The following is a 17,768-nucleotide window of genomic DNA, read 5'->3' on the forward strand; positions in this document are numbered from 1 at the left end:
ACGAAGAAAGCTGAAACGATGACCTACTGCGTCGGTGTCCTGGTCGAGGACGGCTTGGTGATGATCGCCGATACCCGCACCAACGCGGGCCTCGACGACATCTCCACCTACCGCAAGCTCCACCACTTCAACGTGCCGGGCGAGCGGGTGATGATGCTCGCGTCCGCCGGCAACCTCTCCATCACCCAGTCGGTCCTGAGCCTGCTCTCCGAGGGCGTCGAGGGCGATGCCGGCGAGGCCAAGATGAAGCTCGTCGAGGCGCCGACCATGTTCCAGGCCGCCCAGCTCGTCGGCCGCGCCATCCGCCGGGTGCGCGAGATCGAGAAGGCCGGGTTCGAGGCGGCGAACCTGCGCTTCTCCGTTTCGCTGCTGTTCGGCGGCCAGATCGGCACCGACCCGATGAAGCTGTACCTCATCTACGCCGCCGGCAATTTCATCGAATGCAGCGGCGACGCGCCGTTCCTGCAGATCGGCGAGCACAAGTACGGCAAGCCGATCCTCGACCGGGCGGTGAAGTACGAGACCGATCTCTACGACGCCCTCAAGGTCGGCCTCGTCTCGATGGATTCGACCATGCGGTCCAACCTCGGCGTCGGCTTGCCCATCGACATCGCCCTGGTCCGCCGCGACGCCCTCACCCTCGAGGTCAACCACCGCATCGAGGCGGGCGAAGGCTACTTCCACGATCTGCGCGAACGCTGGTCGGCGGCCCTGCGCGCCGCTCACCGGGCGATCCCGCGTCCGCCCTACGGCCCGGCCGCCGACCCGAAGTAGATTTTTTCGAGTTTCGCATCGCGTTCGGCCCTCCTCCACGAGGGGGTGGGAGACGCTCCCCGACGCGTCAGGTCTTCCAGGCTCCGAGCAAAGCGCCCACGTCGCCCGCCGGGTCGCGGCTGCGCATCAGGCCGCCCATGACGGCGATCCCGGCGGCCCCTGCCGCCCGGCAGGGCCTGACCCTCTCGCCCATGATACCCCCGAGGGCGATGACCGGCAGCCCGCACGCTTTCGCCGCCCGCATGGCCTCCGGCCCCAGGGCCGGGCCGTAGCCGGGCTTGCTCGACGTCGCGAAGATCGGGCTCAGGGTGGCGTAGTCCGCGCCATGCCGCGCAGCCGCCTCGACCTCCCCGATCGAATGGGCCGAGACTCCGATCAAGCCGTCGGGCAACCGACCCCGCGCCGCCGCGAAATCGGCCGGTGTCGCCCCGCCGGGCAGGTGGACGCCGTCCGCCCCGAGACCCGCCGCGAGGGCCGCGCTTGCGCCGATGCTCAGGACACCGCCCCGGGCGCGCACCCGCTCCAGCAGCGTGCGCGCCAGGGTTTCGCGCGGGGCCGGCGCTAGGTCGCGCTCGCGAAACCAGACCCAGCGGGCGCCGCCCGCGAGAAGCGCGTCGATCCGGGCGACGAGGTCCTGCTCTCCACCGGGGACCAGGGTCCGGTCCGTCACCACGAGGAGCGGCGACGGCAGCGGCCTCATGAGCCGACGAGGCCGAGCTGCGGGCTCGACGGTTCGGCCCGGCCGCGCCGAGGAATGCGGCCGGCGCGGTGCGCGAGGCGGCCGGCCGCGACGGCGTGGCCCATGGCGCGGGCCATGCGTACGGGGTCGTCGGCCTTCGCCACCGCCGTGTTGAGGAGGCAGCCGGCGGCCCCGAGCTCCATGGCGATGACGGCGTCCGACGCCGTGCCGATGCCGGCATCGACGATGACGGGCACGGGCGAGCGCCGACAGATCAGTTCGAGGTTGGCCGGGTTCGCCACACCCATGCCGGAGCCGATGAGCGAGCCCATGGGCATCACGGCGGCGCAGCCGATGTCGGCCAGGCGCTGGCACACCACCGGATCGTCGTTGCAATAGGGCAGCACCGTGAAGCCGTCCTCCACGAGGTGGCGGCAGGCCTCCAGCAATTCGGCGACGTCCGGGTACAGGGTCTCGCGGTCGCCGATGACCTCGACCTTGATCCACGTCGTGTCGAGGGCCTCGCGGGCGAGTTCGGCGGTCATGATGGCGTCGCGCGCCGTCTCGCAGCCGGCGGTGTTGGGCAGGAAGCGGTAGCCCTTGAGCTTGCTGACCGTGTCCGAGCCGTGGCCCTGGAGCGAGACCCGGCGGATCGAGGCGGTCACCACCTCGGCGCCCGACGCCGCCACGGATTCGGCCATGATGGATTGGGTGGGATAGCCCGCCGTGCCGATGAACAGGCGCGAGCCCAGGGTGATGCCGGCGATGACGAGGGGATCGTCGTGGGGTTCGGTCATGGTTTCAGCCTCCCTGCATGGCGCGGACGATCTCGACGCGGTCGCCCTCTTCGAGTTGCGTCGTTTCCCAGTCCCGGCGGCGGATAACCGCGCCGTTGAGGGCGATGGCGATGCCCTGTGGGCTCTCGATCCCGGTCTCCTCGGCCTCGATCCGGAACAGGGCGTCGAGGTCGCGCGCCGCGCTCTCGTGGGGCCGGCCGTTGAGGATGAGTTTCATGCGCGCGCCTTCGTCTCGGCCGGGGCGAAGCGGGCGCGGCCGAAGGCGCTGGCGTAGTCCGGCACGGCGCCGTCCGTCAGCAGGGCCGCGACGGCGTCGGCGGTGGCGGGCGCCAGGAGGTAGCCGTTGCGGTGGTGGCCCGTCGCCGCGACGAGGCCGGGGGCCAGGGTGTCGATGATCGGCGCGTCGTCGTCGGAGGTCGGGCGGTAGCCGCTCCACACGGCCTCGACGGCCATCTCCTCGATGCCGGGCAGGACGCGGCGCGCCCCTTCCAACAGGGCGTAGAGGCCGCCCGCCGTGACGCCGGGGGTGAAGCCGCAATCCTCCACCGTCGCCCCGACGATGAGGTGGCCGTCGCTCTTCGGGGCCATGTGGACCTGCTCGGTCCAGACCATGTGGGTGAGGGTTCCGGTGCGGGCGGTGGTGCGCAGCGCCAGCGACTGGCCCTTCAGGGGACGCACCGGCAGGGCCAGGGCATCGGGGAGCAGCCCGGTCTGCCCGCTCCAGGCGCCGGCGGCGAGGATCACGGTCTCGGCCGCGAGCCGGCCCTGGCCGGTCAGGAGCCCCGTGACCCGGTCGCCCGCCCAGTCCAGGGCTTCGACGGAGCAATTCTCCACGATGGTGACGCCCGCGGCCGTGCAGGCCCGCACCAGGGCGGCCATGACCCGGCTCGGATCGACCTGATGATCGTGGGGACAGTAGAGGCCGGCGGTGACGGCCGGGCGCAGGGCCGGCTCGCGGGCCCTCACCTGCGGCCCGGACAGCCACGTGGCCTCGAGGCCCGAGCGGACCTGCAGGTCGTGGCGAAAGCGCAGGCGCTCGACCTCGTCGCGGCCGATGGCGAGCACCAGGGTGCCCTCCTCCCGGTAGTCGATGTCGACGCCCGACGCCGCCTGCAGGGCGTCGCGAAACCCCGGCCAGCGCGACAGGCTCACCAGGGCCAAGGGCAGCAGCTGGTCGGAGCCGGGCTCGTGCTCGGCGGCCGGCGCCAGCATGCCGGTGGCAGCGAGGCTCGCCCCCGCGCCGACGGTCTCGCGCTCGACGACGGTAACGGCGCGTCCGCGTTCCGCGAGGCGCCAGGCGATGGACAGGCCGATGAGGCCGCCGCCGACGATGGCGACATCGCAGCGGGCCGGCAGGGCGGATTGCGCCCGGGCGGCGGCGGGTGAGCGCCTGAGATCGATGGGTCGGCTGGGAACGAGCACCTGGACAACCTCCGCGACGGACGCAGGGGGTGTGGGGCCGGTGCGCTTCTGAGCGAAGCCCGCCGAACTCGGGCGGGCAAACACGGCGGTCCAATCCCTACGCCGGTATGAACCGGTTCAGGTTCGAAGGATTTCCGCGCCGCCGCCCGCACGCAGGCCGCTCATCGGTTTCTCAGCCCCTTGCCGGGGATCTCCCTGGAACACCACCGATGTGGGCCGCAACGACGCTCCGGTCAACACCCCGCGCGCCTCGTCACACCGTCGCGGCCGGCCGTCCGGGGCGGAACACCCCCATGGGCTCGGCGAACCCGTCGAGGGCGTGGGTGCCGAGGGAGACCGGATCGCCCCAGAGGAAATCCACGAAGGGCTTTGACATCAGCAGGGGCTCGCCGAGCGTCCTGTTGAGGCGGGCGAGGCGGCTCGCGAGGTTCACGTCGCGGCCGATGACCGTGAAGTCGAGGCGCGCGCCCGAGCCGACATTGCCGTAGGCGGCCTCGCCATGATGGAGCGCGATGCCGGCCGCCACGGGCTGGGCGAAGCGCCCGAGGCCGTTCGCCTCGTCGATGGCCGCGAGCGCGCTCTGGGCCGCCGTCAACGCCCCCTTGGCCGCCCCGCCGAGGTCGTCGCCCCGCTCGCGAAAGATCGCCAGCAGGCCGTCGCCGAGGTACTTCAGCACCTCGCCGCCCTCGCGCTCGATGGCCGGCACGAGGCAGTCGAAGAAGATGTTGAGAAGGTCCACCGCTTCTTCCGGGGTCATCTCGGCGGAGATGCGGGTGTAGTCGCGCATGTCGGCGAACAGGATCGCCGAGCGGATGCGCTGGACGTGGCCGCGCCGGATCGAGCCGGCCAGGATCGCCTTGTGCGGTTCGTCGCCGACATAGATCCGCAGCACGTGGTCGAGCTGCTTGTTGATGCTGCGCATCTCCATCACGGCGGCGAGCGTCGGGATGACGAAGCGCAGGATCGCCACGTCTTCATCGCGAAATCCATCCTCGCTGCGTGTGGCGAACGTGATGCCGTTGCGGGTGCCGTTGGTGAAGAACAGCGGCGCCACGATGTAGTGGCGGTAGCCCTCGGCCTTCAGGTCGGGGATCACCGCGTAGGCGTCGGACGGCGTCTCGGAAAGATCGAGGATCAGCCACTCCCCGGTCTCGTGGACCGTCTGGAACGGGCTCTCGCGGTAGGCCTTGTCGGAGGCGTCGCCGTGGGGGAACAGCCGCACCGTCGAGCCCGATTCGCGGGTCCAGAAACGGCCGACGCCGGAATATTCGGAATGCAGGGCGTCGATGGCCGTGGTCGCCCGGTCCACCGGCACCCCGAGGTCGATGAGCCGCTCGGCCAACCCCGCCAGGAGGTCCTCGGCGTTGGGCATCCGGGCCCCCTCGCTCAGCAGCCAGTCGCGCAGGGCCACGCATTGCTGCAGGGCGCCGAACGGAACGTCGTTCGCTTCCGATCCGTCGGCTTCGGCGGTGGGCGGCGACTGGGGCGGACCTCGATCGAGCATATGGCCTAGTTGGGTCAAGGATCGCCCTTCGGCAACCGGACGCTCGCTTTGCGCGGCTCTCCGAACCGCCATCAACCGGGAAACGATGGTTGGATCAACGTGAAATCTGCGGACCCCGGTTGCAATTCCATTCGAATTCCGCGCCTCGCCTCCCCCAGGACCTCCGGTGGGGGAGATGGGCACGATCCCGAAAGGCCTCGAATCACGACGGTGTCGAATCCTCACGTGAAATGAAATCTGAGATTGTTTTCTTTCAGGTTGTACTGCATCTCGATAACGCAACCTCAACGTAAGGAAGCGTGTGATGATTCGATTGGAAAGCCGTTTACTCGAACTCTCTGAAGTTGCGTTCGCCGAGGAGGTCATCGGCAATCTGCGAAAGCAGTTCAACGTCGACCTCGCACCTATCCTTCGTTCGCATCTCCCATATGCCGAGAAGAAGAAGCGTGCCGCCGGGGCACTGCTCGATGCGATCTTCGATAAGGCGAAGCGTGAGGGCTACCTTGAGGATTGGCATCAGGGCAGCCCCAACCGCGAAGCCGAAGACGCGCTCCTGGACGCGATGCTCGCGAGTGACGTGGACATCGAGCCCAACTTCACGATCGTACCCACGGACGTCCCCACAATCCTGAGTTACAGGGGGAACGACGTCAAAGATTATGTCTATATGCTGACGAAGCGGTTCGAGAACGCCTCGAACGCGAAGACGCCCGGGCAGGCGGCCGGTGAAATCATCGGCGGCGGCGTGCTCAGCGTCGGTCTCGCAGCCACGAAGCTCGCTATCGACGCCTATCGTGCTGGTGGGACGACGTTCCTCGGTGCTGCACGAGCGGGAATCGCCGGCCTCGGCATGAAGACTGCCATCTCGGTCATCGTCTTCGCACTCGTCGGTTTGCTCCTGTTCCTGTTTCTGGAAAACCCGAAGAAGGTCCTCGGAATCGTCATGAACGATACGGACGAGAACCTGACGGTTAACAAGTGGCGCGATGGTCTGACCGGTGCCAACCAAGGCGATCTCTACATGGCGCATGGCGACATGAAGAGCTTCATGGCCGACCATCCGTCGGGCTTGAGTTCACCCGAAGTGCAGGTCAATCATCGCACCATCTTCGGCAAGGACGACCCGGACAATTTCATTTCCGCCGGGATCTATTTTTCGGACAAGAAATTCGGGCTACGCGGCGCCGAGGGCGTCATGGTTTTCAGCACCTCGGTGACAAAGAAGCGGATAGCCCTGTTCTTCGCGAGCCCCTATACGAATGACAATGGAACAAACATGGACATTATCGGCGACGTGACGCCAGAAAGCGTTTTCCGCGGACTCTACGATGCCCGGAAAGTATCGATGCAAGTCACTAAGGACGGTTACTTCCTGCAATCCTCGGTGAACGAACCGCGTGGCGGAGTGGTCGCCGCCATCAGTTACATCCGGAAAGCATGACGAGACAGTTCGACTTGGCGCAACATGCCGAAGGCCGCTGACTGAACGTACGGCGATGCATTGAATCGAAAAAGGCGGCCTACCGGGCCGCCTTTTTACGACTTCAGTTGTCGAGGAAGCTGCGCAGTTTGCGCGACCGGCTCGGGTGCTTGAGCTTGCGCAGGGCCTTGGCCTCGATCTGGCGAATGCGCTCGCGGGTCACCGAGAATTGCTGGCCGACCTCCTCGAGGGTGTGATCGGTGTTCATGCCGATGCCGAAGCGCATGCGCAATACGCGCTCCTCGCGCGGGGTCAGCGAGGCAAGGACGCGCGTCGTGGTCTCGCGCAGATTGCTCTGGATCGCCGCGTCGATGGGCAGGACGACGTTCTTGTCCTCGATGAAGTCGCCGAGGTGGCTGTCCTCCTCGTCGCCGATGGGGGTTTCGAGGGAGATCGGCTCCTTGGCGATCTTCAGGACCTTGCGCACCTTCTCCAGGGGCATGGCCAATTTCTCGGCCAGTTCCTCGGGGGTCGGCTCGCGGCCGATCTCGTGCAGCATCTGGCGCGAGGTGCGGACGATCTTGTTGATCGTCTCGATCATGTGCACCGGGATGCGGATGGTACGCGCCTGATCGGCGATGGAGCGGGTGATCGCCTGGCGAATCCACCAGGTGGCGTAGGTCGAGAACTTGTAGCCGCGACGGTACTCGAACTTGTCCACCGCCTTCATCAAACCGATGTTGCCCTCCTGGATCAGGTCGAGGAACTGCAGGCCGCGGTTGGTGTACTTCTTGGCGATCGAGATCACGAGGCGGAGGTTCGCTTCGATCATCTCCTTCTTGGCCTGACGGGCTTCGCGCTCGCCCTTCTGGACCATATTGACGATCTTGCGGTACTCGCCGATTTCGAGACCGGTCTCGGAGGCGAGGGTGAGGATCTGCTCGCGCAGGCGCACGACCTCCTTCTGGCCCTTCTCGACGAGGTTCTTCCAGCCGCGGCCACCGAGGCTGCCGACGCGCTCCATCCAGTTCGGGTCGAGCTCCCAGCCCTGGTAGTGGCGCAGGAACTCGTCGCGGGCGACGCCGTGGGTCTCGGCGTAGCGCATCAGGCGGCCCTCATGCGAGATGAGGCGCTTGTTGATGTCGTAGAGCTGCTCGACCAGGGCCTCGATGCGGTTGGCGTTGAGCGAGAGGGACTTCACGTCGGTGACGACGATGTCCTTCAACTCGTCGCGCTTGGCGGCCTGCGCCTCCGTCAGGGTCCCGCCCGAGGCCTTCACCTCGGCGTGCTCGCTCTGCAGCTTGCGCAGCTTCTTGTAGTTGTTCGCGATGTTGTCGAACGTCTCGAGGACGCGCGGCTTGATCTCGGTCTCCATGGCCGCCAGGGAGACGTTGTTCTCCATGTCGTCCTCGTCGTCGCCCTCGGGCGCCGCCGGGGTTTCGGCCTCGGTCTCCTCGGCTTCCTCGCCGCCTTCCGCGATCTGCATCGCGTTCTTGGCGTCGGGACCCGCGTAGGTGGCTTCTAGGTCGATGATCTCGCGCAGGAGCACCCGGCCGTCGACGAGTTCGTCGCGCCAGATGATGATGGCCTGGAAGGTCAGCGGGCTCTCGCACAGGCCGGCGATCATCGCCTCGCGGCCCGCCTCGATGCGCTTGGCGATGGCGATTTCGCCCTCGCGCGACAGCAGCTCCACGGAGCCCATCTCGCGCAGGTACATCCGCACGGGATCGTCCGTGCGGTCGGTGGGCTCCTTTGTCGTGGTCTCGCGCACGGCCGGGGCCTTGGTCGGCGCGATCTCGGCGACCTCGGTCCCCTCCGCGCCGTCCTCGTCCTCGCCGGCCTCGCCGTTGGCCTTGGTCTCGCCGGCGGTCTCCTCGGTCTCCTCCGCCTCGACGACGTTGATGCCCATCTCGGAGAGCTGGGACAGCACGTCCTCGATCTGGTCGGGATCGGACTGGCCGTCGGGCAGGACCTCGTTGATCTCCTCGTAGGTGATGTAGCCGCGCTTCTTGGCGAGCTTCACCATCCGCTTGACGGAGGCATCCGTCAGATCGAGAAGCGGCCCGTCCGTCTGTGCCTCGGGGGCAGCATCCGTCTCGTCCCGTTCCGTTGCCTTCGTCGCCATGGTCCGCCTATGGTTGTCGTGGCAATGTCGCGCGGGAGTGTGTGGCTCACTCCGCGTCTACGACGTTGCAATGCATATGGTGTGCGGAACGCCGAAAAGCGCCCGCGTCGATCTCAGATCCCGGTATGCAAGCGAGACGCTTGACCGATTGTTAACCATGCGCCGCCTTCGGCGCGAGAATTCCGTTCCTTCGAAGGCCTAGCCCGCTGCCGCATCGGCGTCGGACCCGTCCTCCTCCGCCTCCGCTCCGGCGACCACGGCCATACGTTGCTTCACGTCACACAGCCAAGCGAAGTTCGCCTCCGTGAAGTCCTCGGCCAGGGCGTGTTCCGCCAAGCGAAGTTCGCTATTTAGCGCGCCGGACTTGCGGTGCAAGATCACGGCCTGACGCAATGCGTCTTCGAGACGCACGGGATCAGCATGCGCGTCAAGGGTCCATCGGTCCCCGGGGCGCACATGAGTGGCCAGTCGTTCCGACGCCTCGACCAGTCCGGTGCGCCGCAGGCGGGCCTCCAGGACCTCGACGCCGGGCTGTCCGGCATCGGCGTGGCTGTCGAGGAGCAGCGAGCGCAGGGCCTGCGCGTCGGAATCGCCGAGTTCGAGTTCGGCGAGATCCTCCGCCTCGATGCCGAGGAGTTCCGGGTGGACGAGGAGGCTCGAGACGATCATCGCCTCGCGGTCGCGAAACGCCACGGGGCCGGCGGCGTTGGTCTCGCCCGCATAGAGCGGGTTGAACTTGGTGGTGATGCGCGGCGACGGCGGCGGATCGCCCGGGCGCGGGGTCCGCTGGTAGGCCGGCCGGCCCCCGCCGCCGCCCTGTCGGGGCTCCCACGGGCCGCGTCGGCCCTGGTTCGACTGGGGTGAGAGCGCGCGCAGGCGGCCCTCGATCTCGTCGCGGTAGAACCCCCGCACGGTCTCGTCGCGGATGCCCGCCACCATCTCGCGCAGGGTCTTGGCGAGGCCTGCCCGGCGCTCGGGCGTGTCGAGGGGCGCGCCCTCGGTCGCCCGCGACCACAGCACTTCCACCAGGGGGCGCGCGCCCTCCAGCACCCGGTCGATGGCGGCCTTGCCCTCGGAGCGCAGGAGGTCGTCGGGGTCCTGCCCCTCGGGCAGCATGGCGAAGCGCAGGGATTTGCCCGGCGTCAGGCCCGGCAGGGCGACGTCCAGCGCCCGAAAGGCGGCGCGCTGACCGGCGCCGTCGCCGTCGAAGCACAGGATCGGCTCGTCGCCGTGGCGCCACAGCAGCGCGACCTGCTCCTCCGTCAGCGCGGTGCCGAGGCCGGCAACCGCGTTGGGGTGGCCCGCCAGCGTCATGGCGATGACGTCGACGTAGCCCTCGACGGCGATGATGGTGCCGCGATCGTGGGCGGCCTTCCGCGCGCCGTGCAGGTTGTAGAGGAGCTGGCCCTTGTGGAAGAGCGGCGTCTCCGGCGAGTTCATGTACTTCGCCTTGGCGTCCTTCTGCATCGCCCGGCCGCCGAAGGCGATGACGCGTCCGCGCGAATCGGTGATGGGAAACATCACCCGGTCGCGAAACTTGTCGTACGGCACCTTGATGTCGTCGCCGGTCACGAGCAGGCCGAGCTCGGCCATCATTTCCTTGGACACCTCCTTGGCGGCCAGATGATCGCGAAGGGCGTAGCGGTCGTTCGGCGCGTAGCCGAGGCGGAACCGCGCGCGGGTGTCGAGTCCGAGCTGGCGCCGGTCGAGATAGGCCCGGGCCTCGATCCCGGCGCTCCCCGCGAGCTGCGCCTCGTAGAACGCGGCCGCCATCTCCATGATTTCGAGGGCGCCGGCGCGCTTCGTCTCCATTTCCCGGGTGTCGGCACTCGGGGTCGGCAGGCTGACGCCGGCCTCCGAGGCCAGGCGCTCGACGGCCTCGGGAAAGCTCAGCCCTTCCGTCTCCATCAGGAAGGTGAACACGTCGCCGTGTTTTCCGCTCGAGAAGCAGTGGTAGAACTGCTTCTGATCGTTGACGTAGAACGACGGCGATTTCTCGGCGTTGAACGGCGACAGGCCGCGCCACTCGCGCCCCGCCTTCTTCAGCCGGACGCGGCGCCCGACCACGTCGGAGGCGGGCAGGCGCGCGCGGATCTCTTCGAGGATGTGGGGCGGATAGCGCATGGGACCTCTGCGGCCGCCCAGTCTAGCCGAAGGGCCTTAAGGAGTCCCGAACGCCGAGCGTCGCGGCCTGCCGCCTCGCCTCACGCCTTGGCGTTCAGCACCTCTTTCACCAGCCCGCTCGCCTTGCCGAAATCCATCCGGCCGGCATAGGCCGCCTTCAGGGACGCGATGACCTTGCCCATGTCCTTGGGGCCGGCTGCGCCCGTCTCGGCGACGGCGGCCTCGATGGCGGCACGGGTCTCGGCCTCGTCCATCTGCTGGGGCAGGTACCCGGCAATGATCGCGGCCTCGGCGCGCTCGTTCTCGGCGAGTTCCGGGCGGCCGCCCTGATCGTAGACGCCGGCCGATTCGTTGCGCTGCTTGATCATCTTCTGGAGGAGCGCGAGGATCTCCTCGTCGGTGGGCTGTTCCTTGCCCAGCCCTCGCGCCTCGATGTCCTTGTCCTTCAGGGCGGCCTGGATCATCCGCACGGTGGCGAGTTTCGCCTTGTCGCCGGCCTTCATGGCCTCTTTCATCTCGGTGGTGAGGCGGGCGCGCAGCATGGAAGTCTCCTGATCGGGCTGGTCTGTGAATTGCTGAGTGGATCGCGCGCCTTGAGCCGGTGGGTGCGTGGGGCCACATTGACCCCATCGCCGCCCGCTCGGTATGAGCGCCGCACGACAAGCCACCCGCGTGTGCCGTGTCGCACGGCATGCGCCGTGTCGCACGGCGCCGGGATCGGCCGGACATAAGCGAGATCACGCCGATGCTGCAAGATGAAGGCGCCCGCGCGCACCCCGCCACCCCCGCACCCTCCCCGGCCCCCTGGGCCGAGCCCGTCGCCACCGCCCTCCTGGTTCTCGCCGACGGCACGATCCTCGAAGGGTTCGGCATCGGCCAGACCGGGGCCGCCGACGGCGAGGTCTGCTTCAACACGGCGATGACCGGCTATCAGGAGATCCTGACCGACCCGTCCTATGCCGGACAGATCGTCACCTTCACGTTTCCCCATATCGGCAACACCGGTACCAACGACGAGGATCTGGAGAGCCTCGACGCCGCCCCGGCCTCGGGCGTGCGCGGCGCCGTCATCGCCTCGGCGGTGACCAACCCGTCGAGCTGGCGCTCGTCGAGCCACCTCGACGCCTGGCTGAAGGCGCGCGGCATCGTGGGCATCACCGGGGTGGACACCCGCGCGCTCACCGCCCTGATCCGCGACCATGGCATGCCCAACGCCGTCATCGCCAACGCTCCGGACGGCAGCTTCGACCGCGAGGCGCTGAAGGCGCGCGCCGCCGCCTTGGCCCCCATGGAGGGCCTCGACCTCGTGCCGCCGGTGACCAGCCGCGAGACCTCCGCCTGGTCGCAGACCACCTGGGGCGTGAAGACCGGCTACGGCGATCGCCCGGCCGGCCAGGGCCTGAAGGTCGTGGCCATCGATTACGGCGTGAAGCGCAACATCCTGCGCCTGCTGGCGCAAGCCGGCTGCGACGTCACCGTGGTGCCCGCCACCACGAGTGCGGCCGAGATCATGGCGATGAAGCCCGACGGGGTGTTCCTGTCGAACGGCCCCGGCGACCCGGCGGCGACGGGCGAATACGCCGTGCCGGTGATCCGCGAACTCCTGTCCGAGAAGGTGCCGACCTTCGGCATCTGCCTCGGGCACCAGCTCATGGGCCTGGCGCTCGGCGGCCGCACGGTGAAGATGGCGCAAGGCCACCACGGCGCCAACCATCCGGTGAAGGACAAGACCACCGGCAAGGTCGAGATCGTGTCGATGAACCACGGCTTCGCCGTCGATCCGGGGAGCCTGCCGGCAACCGCGGTGGAGACCCACGTGTCGCTGTTCGACGGCTCGAATTGCGGCCTTTCGCTCACCGACCGCCCGGCCTTCTCGGTGCAGCATCACCCCGAGGCCTCGCCGGGGCCGCGCGACAGCCACTACCTGTTCGAGCGCTTCGTCGCCCTGATGCGGGCGGGCAAGCCCGAGACGCTCCACGCCGTGGCGGAGTGAGGTCGGCGGCCGGCCGCGTCGGGGGTCGCTCCAGTCCGGTCTGTGCGAGCCACCTGCCCCGATATGGACCGGAGCGCGTCACAAAATGTCCGGCATTGCCGGGCATCCCCGCCCCATTAACGGCCCGCTAAGGACGACGCTCGAAGCTTCGTCGCGCGGGCCCGAACCGGACCGATGGCGGGGATCTCCACATGACCTTCGACGACGCGCGCGACGACTTCTCGCGCCTGCATCGCCTCTTCACCTTCCATCTCGGCGTCGGTGTCGGCCTGTCTTGGATGACCACCCTGTACGCGGCCTGCTACGCGCCGTGGGTGCGCAACATCCGGGCCCTCATCGACCCCGCCGCCGGGCTCGACCGCGTCGAGAGCACCCTGTCCTTCCTATTCGTCCTGCCGGCGGTTCTCACCATCGCCTGGGTGAGCCTGTTCTTCGGCCGCGAACTCCTGCGCCGCAGCCAGACGCTATCCAGCGCCGCCCTGGAATTCGCCGCCGCCGCCGTCGTGGCCTTCGGGGTGTTCACCCTGTCCATCGACCGGGCGGTCGCCGCCCTCTACGCCGGCCTTTAAGTTCAGCGAACCTGCCGGAGGCGGACGATCACCTCCGGCCCGCGAGCGTGCCTATTGCACCTTCGCGAACAGCGGCTCGAACCGCTTCGTGGCGATCTTGCTGTGGGGGACGGCCTTGGCGGCGTCGAGGTTCGCCGGCTGGTCCCCCCCACCACCAGGCCGATCATCCCCATGATGTAGTGCGGCGCGCACTTGATGCCGTAGACGCCCGGCTTGTCGAAGGTCACCACCTCCTCCTTGCCGACCACGGTCTTGAACGTCGCCGCGCCCTCGGGCGCCATGCCCTTGATCAGCTCGGCGTTATACCCCTTGTCCGTTGAGGCGAAGCGGATGCTGTCGCCCGCCGCCAGCTTCACCAGGGTGGGCTCGAACACCATCATGTCGTCCGCGCCGCTGTCGAGGGTCTTGACCGTGAACTCGGCCGCCATCGCGGCCGTGCCGAGGGTCGTGCACAGGGTGACCGTTCCGGCGAGCAGGGTGAGCTTCGTAATGCGTTTCCTCGAATGATTCTGAATAATATCGACGCATTTCGTCGATCTTGCGCAAATATAGCAACGCACAATGTCAGGCAAAGTCGCCGATACTTAAGAATTCAAAGAGTTCTATTCTTAAGAAGATTTTGGGGGCCGGCGGTGGGCATGGTTCCTGCGTATGGCTGACGGCGCCCACCGCTCCGCCCTTCCAAAACCGGGCGGCGGCGTGTAGACGCGAAGCCTAACGACAATCCACGCCGCTCGCGCCCGCACACGGCAGCCCCCGATGGTGGCGCCGCGTGTGCCTGGGCGCGTGCCCGCAAGCCAGGGCCCCCGATGCCGAAACGCACCGATCTCTCCACGATCCTCATCATCGGTGCGGGCCCGATCGTCATCGGACAGGCGTGCGAGTTCGACTATTCCGGCACCCAAGCCTGCAAGGCGCTCCGCGAGGAGGGCTACCGGATCGTGCTGGTCAATTCGAACCCGGCCACGATCATGACCGACCCGGACATGGCCGACGCCACCTATGTCGAGCCGATCACCCCGGAGATCGTCGCCAAGATCATCGAGAAGGAGCGTCACGTGGTGCCGGGGGGCTTCGCCCTGCTGCCGACCATGGGCGGCCAGACCGCGCTGAACTGCGCCCTGTCCCTCAAGAAGATGGGCATCCTCGAAAAGTTCGACGTCCAGATGATCGGCGCCACCGCCGAGGCCATCGACAAGGCCGAGGACCGCCAGCTGTTTCGCGACGCCATGACCAAGATCGGCCTGGAGACGCCGAAATCGGCGGTGGCCAACGCGTCGGCGGCCAAGAAGGTCGACCGCGAGAAGTACCTCGCCGAGATCGCCCGGATCGAGACCGCCACCGAGGGCGACGCCCGCGCGCCCGCGCTGGCCGCGTTCGAGAAGACCTGGCACCGGGGCGAATCCGATCGGCGCAAGCGCTACGGCGAGCACGCCATCGGGCAAGCGCTCATCGCGCTCGCCGATGTCGGCCTGCCGGCGATCATCCGGCCGTCCTTCACCATGGGCGGCACGGGTGGCGGCATCGCCTACAACCGAGAGGAGTTCCTCGACATCGTCGAGCGCGGCATCGATGCCTCGCCCACAAACGAGGTCCTGATCGAGGAGAGCGTGCTCGGCTGGAAGGAGTACGAGATGGAGGTCGTTCGCGACAGGAACGACAACTGCATCATCGTCTGCTCCATCGAGAACATCGACCCGATGGGCGTCCACACGGGCGATTCCATCACCGTCGCGCCGGCGCTGACGCTGACCGACAAGGAATATCAGGTGATGCGCGACGCGTCGCTCGCGGTGCTTCGCGAGATCGGCGTCGAGACCGGCGGCTCCAACGTCCAGTTCGCCATCGACCCGGCCACCGGCCGGATGATCGTCATCGAGATGAACCCGCGCGTCTCGCGCTCATCGGCGCTCGCGTCGAAGGCCACGGGCTTTCCCATCGCCAAGGTCGCGGCCAAGCTCGCCGTCGGCTACACCCTCGACGAGATCGCAAACGACATCACGGGCGGGGCGACCCCGGCTTCGTTCGAGCCGACCATCGACTACGTCGTCACCAAGATTCCGCGCTTCGCCTTCGAGAAGTTCCCCGGCGCCGAGCCGACGCTCACCACCGCCATGAAGTCGGTGGGCGAGGCCATGGCCATCGGCCGGTGCTTCGCCGAATCCCTGCAGAAGGCCCTGCGCTCCCTCGAGACCGGCCTCACCGGCCTCGACGAGATCGAGATCGAAGGCCTCGGCAAGGGCGACGACCACAACGCCATCAAGGCGGCCCTCGGCACCCCGACCCCGGACCGGCTCCTCAAGGTCGGCCAGGCCCTGCGCCTCGGCGTCAGCCACGCGGAGGTCCACGCCTCGTGCAAGATCGATCCGTGGTTCCTGGAGCAACTCCAGGCGATCATCGACCTCGAAAACCGGGTCAAGGCGCACGGCATCCCGACGACGCCGGGAGCGCTGCGCCAGCTCAAGGCCGCCGGCTTCTCCGACGCGCGCCTCGCCGTGCTGGCGAAGACCGACGAGGAGTCTGTGCGCAGGAACCGCCGGGCGCTGGGCGTCCGCCCGGTGTTCAAGCGCATCGACACTTGCGCGGCCGAGTTCAAGGCGCCCACTGCCTACATGTACTCGACCTATGTCGCGCCCTTCGCCGGGACGGTCGTCGACGAGGCCCAGCCGACGGAGGCCAAGAAGGTCATCATCCTCGGCGGTGGCCCGAACCGCATCGGCCAGGGCATCGAGTTCGACTATTGCTGCTGTCACGCCTGCTTCGCGCTGACCCAGGCCGGCTACGAGACCATCATGGTCAACTGCAACCCCGAGACGGTCTCGACGGATTACGACACCTCCGACCGGCTCTACTTCGAGCCCCTGACCGAGGAGGACGTGCTTGAGATCATCGAGACCGAGCGTCAGGCCGGGACGCTGCACGGCGTCATCGTGCAGTTCGGCGGCCAGACCCCGCTCAAGCTCGCCCGCGCCCTGGAGGCCGCCGGGGTGCCGATCCTCGGCACTTCGCCCGACGCCATCGACCTCGCCGAGGACCGCGACCAGTTCAAGCGCCTCCTCGACAAGCTCGGGATGAAGCAGCCGAAGAACGGCATCGCCTATTCGGTCGAGCAAAGCCGCCTGATCGCCGCCGATCTCGGCCTGCCCTTCGTGGTGCGGCCGAGCTACGTGCTCGGCGGGCGTGCAATGGCGATCATCCGCGACGAGACCCAGTTCGCGGATTATCTCCTCGACACCCTGCCGAGCCTGATCCCCTCCGACGTCAAGGCGCGCTACCCCAACGACAAGACGGGGCAGATCAACACGGTGCTGGGCAAGAACCCGCTCCTGTTCGACCGCTACCTGTCGGACGCCACCGAGATCGACGTCGATGCCATCTGCGACGGCACGGACGTGTTCATTGCCGGCATCATGGAGCACATCGAGGAGGCGGGCATCCATTCGGGCGATTCGGCCTGCTCGCTGCCGTCGCGCTCGCTCTCGCCCGAGACCATCGCCGAGCTGGAGCGCCAGACGAAGGCCATGGCTCTGGCTCTGCGGGTCGGCGGCCTGATGAACGTGCAGTACGCCATCAAGGACGGCGCCATCTACGTGCTGGAGGTGAACCCCCGCGCCTCGCGCACGGTGCCGTTCGTGGCGAAGGTGATCGGCGAGCCCATCGCCAAGATCGCCGCCCGCGTCATGGCCGGCGAGCCGCTCGCGAGCTTCGGCCTCAAGGCGAAGGTGCTCGATCACATCGCCGTCAAGGAAGCGGTGTTCCCGTTCGCGCGCTTCCCCGGCGTCGACGTGCTGCTCGGCCCCGAGATGCGCTCCACCGGCGAGGTCATCGGCCTCGATTCGAGCTTCGGCGTCGCCTTCGCGAAAAGCCAGCTCGGCTCAGGCACCCAGGTGCCGAAGGGCGGGGCGGTGTTCGTCTCCGTGCGCGATGCCGACAAGGCCCGGATCCTGCCGGCGATTCGCCTGCTCGCGGAACTCGGCTTCACCATCATCGCCACCAGCGGCACCCAGCGCTATCTCACGGAACAGGGCGTGCAGACGGAGCGGGTGAACAAGGTTCTGGAAGGCCGGCCGCACGTGGTCGATTCCATCAAGAACGGCGACATCCAGCTCGTGTTCAACACCACCGAGGGGGCGGGTGCGCTCTCCGACTCCCGCTCGCTCCGCCGCGCGGCCCTCTTGCATAAAGTGCCGTACTACACCACTCTCGCGGGTGCGATGGCGGCGGCCGAGGGGATCAAGGCCTATCTGGAAGGCGATCTCCAAGTCCGCGCTTTGCAGGAATACTTCGCGGCCTGAATCATCGCGTTGCGGGTGACTTGCGTCACGGCCGCGACGCATTAGGTTCTGGACGATCTTATTCTG

Annotated in this window: 13 protein-coding genes, 1 pseudogene and 1 riboswitch; of the genes and pseudogenes, 5 read left to right on the forward strand and 9 right to left on the reverse strand. The window is 67.8% G+C overall.

What is annotated here, in order from left to right:
* Positions 1-18 precede the first annotated feature (18 nt).
* Positions 19-774, forward strand: a complete 756-nt coding sequence (locus ASF27_RS19900; protein ID WP_056174552.1) for a hypothetical protein — start codon at positions 19-21, stop codon at positions 772-774.
* Between the two features lie 67 nt (positions 775-841).
* Here ASF27_RS19900 and ASF27_RS19905 read toward each other — a convergent pair whose 3' ends face one another.
* The 5 genes from ASF27_RS19905 to ASF27_RS19925 all read right to left on the reverse strand — a co-directional run bounded on the left by ASF27_RS19905 (position 842) and on the right by ASF27_RS19925 (position 5,176).
* Positions 842-1,474, reverse strand: coding sequence for a thiamine phosphate synthase (locus ASF27_RS19905; protein WP_056362852.1), 633 nt, complete (start codon positions 1,472-1,474; stop codon positions 842-844).
* Entirely contained in the window at positions 1,471-2,250 is a 780-nt protein-coding gene (locus ASF27_RS19910) for a thiazole synthase (RefSeq protein ID WP_056174548.1), read from the reverse strand. Before ASF27_RS19910 ends, ASF27_RS19905 begins: the two co-directional genes overlap by 4 nt.
* Positions 2,251-2,254: 4 nt before the next feature.
* Entirely contained in the window at positions 2,255-2,467 is a 213-nt protein-coding gene (gene thiS / locus ASF27_RS19915) for a sulfur carrier protein ThiS (protein WP_056174546.1), read from the reverse strand.
* Positions 2,464-3,672, reverse strand: coding sequence for a glycine oxidase ThiO (thiO, locus tag ASF27_RS19920; RefSeq protein ID WP_056362855.1), 1,209 nt, complete (start codon positions 3,670-3,672; stop codon positions 2,464-2,466). Before thiO ends, thiS begins: the two co-directional genes overlap by 4 nt.
* A gap of 76 nt (positions 3,673-3,748) precedes the next feature.
* Positions 3,749-3,878, reverse strand: a riboswitch (TPP riboswitch).
* A 47-nt stretch (positions 3,879-3,925) separates the two neighbouring features.
* Positions 3,926-5,176, reverse strand: coding sequence for an adenylate/guanylate cyclase domain-containing protein (locus ASF27_RS19925; protein WP_056362859.1), 1,251 nt, complete (start codon positions 5,174-5,176; stop codon positions 3,926-3,928).
* Positions 5,177-5,480: 304 nt separating this feature from the next.
* Between ASF27_RS19925 and ASF27_RS19930 the strand changes: the two genes are divergently transcribed.
* Positions 5,481-6,617, forward strand: coding sequence for a hypothetical protein (locus tag ASF27_RS19930; protein WP_056362861.1), 1,137 nt, complete (start codon positions 5,481-5,483; stop codon positions 6,615-6,617).
* Between the two features lie 103 nt (positions 6,618-6,720).
* Here the strand turns inward: ASF27_RS19930 and rpoD are convergent, their stop codons facing one another.
* From rpoD to ASF27_RS19945, 3 genes are all read right to left on the reverse strand, one after another.
* A complete protein-coding gene (rpoD, locus tag ASF27_RS19935) occupies positions 6,721-8,721 on the reverse strand; it encodes an RNA polymerase sigma factor RpoD (RefSeq protein ID WP_056174540.1) in 2,001 nt (666 codons plus the stop codon).
* Positions 8,722-8,919: 198 nt separating this feature from the next.
* Positions 8,920-10,845 carry a DNA primase gene (gene dnaG / locus ASF27_RS19940; RefSeq protein ID WP_056362864.1) on the reverse strand — a complete coding sequence of 642 codons (1,926 nt, stop codon included), beginning with the start codon at positions 10,843-10,845 and terminating at the stop codon, positions 8,920-8,922.
* An 80-nt stretch (positions 10,846-10,925) separates the two neighbouring features.
* Entirely contained in the window at positions 10,926-11,387 is a 462-nt protein-coding gene (locus ASF27_RS19945) for a GatB/YqeY domain-containing protein (RefSeq protein ID WP_056174535.1), read from the reverse strand.
* Positions 11,388-11,590: 203 nt separating this feature from the next.
* On the opposite strand from ASF27_RS19945, the gene carA reads away from it, so the two are divergent.
* The gene (carA, locus tag ASF27_RS19950; RefSeq protein WP_056362867.1) at positions 11,591-12,838 is read left to right on the forward strand and encodes a glutamine-hydrolyzing carbamoyl-phosphate synthase small subunit; all 1,248 of its coding nucleotides are present in this window, start codon (positions 11,591-11,593) and stop codon (positions 12,836-12,838) included.
* Between the two features lie 191 nt (positions 12,839-13,029).
* Positions 13,030-13,407: a hypothetical protein gene (locus tag ASF27_RS19955; RefSeq protein ID WP_056174531.1), complete on the forward strand. Its 378-nt coding sequence runs from the start codon at positions 13,030-13,032 to the stop codon at positions 13,405-13,407.
* 51 nt (positions 13,408-13,458) lie between these two features.
* Here ASF27_RS19955 and ASF27_RS19960 read toward each other — a convergent pair.
* A pseudogene (locus ASF27_RS19960) lies at positions 13,459-13,835 on the reverse strand (pseudoazurin).
* 381 nt (positions 13,836-14,216) lie between these two features.
* On the opposite strand from ASF27_RS19960, the gene carB reads away from it, so the two are divergent.
* Positions 14,217-17,702 (forward strand): carbamoyl-phosphate synthase large subunit, encoded by a 3,486-nt coding sequence (gene carB, locus ASF27_RS19965; RefSeq protein WP_056362870.1) that lies wholly within the window; start codon positions 14,217-14,219, stop codon positions 17,700-17,702.
* Positions 17,703-17,768 lie beyond the last annotated feature (66 nt).

Origin of the sequence: Methylobacterium sp. Leaf102 (assembly GCF_001422425.1) — a bacterium.
Taxonomy (GTDB): Bacteria; Pseudomonadota; Alphaproteobacteria; order Rhizobiales; family Beijerinckiaceae; genus Methylobacterium.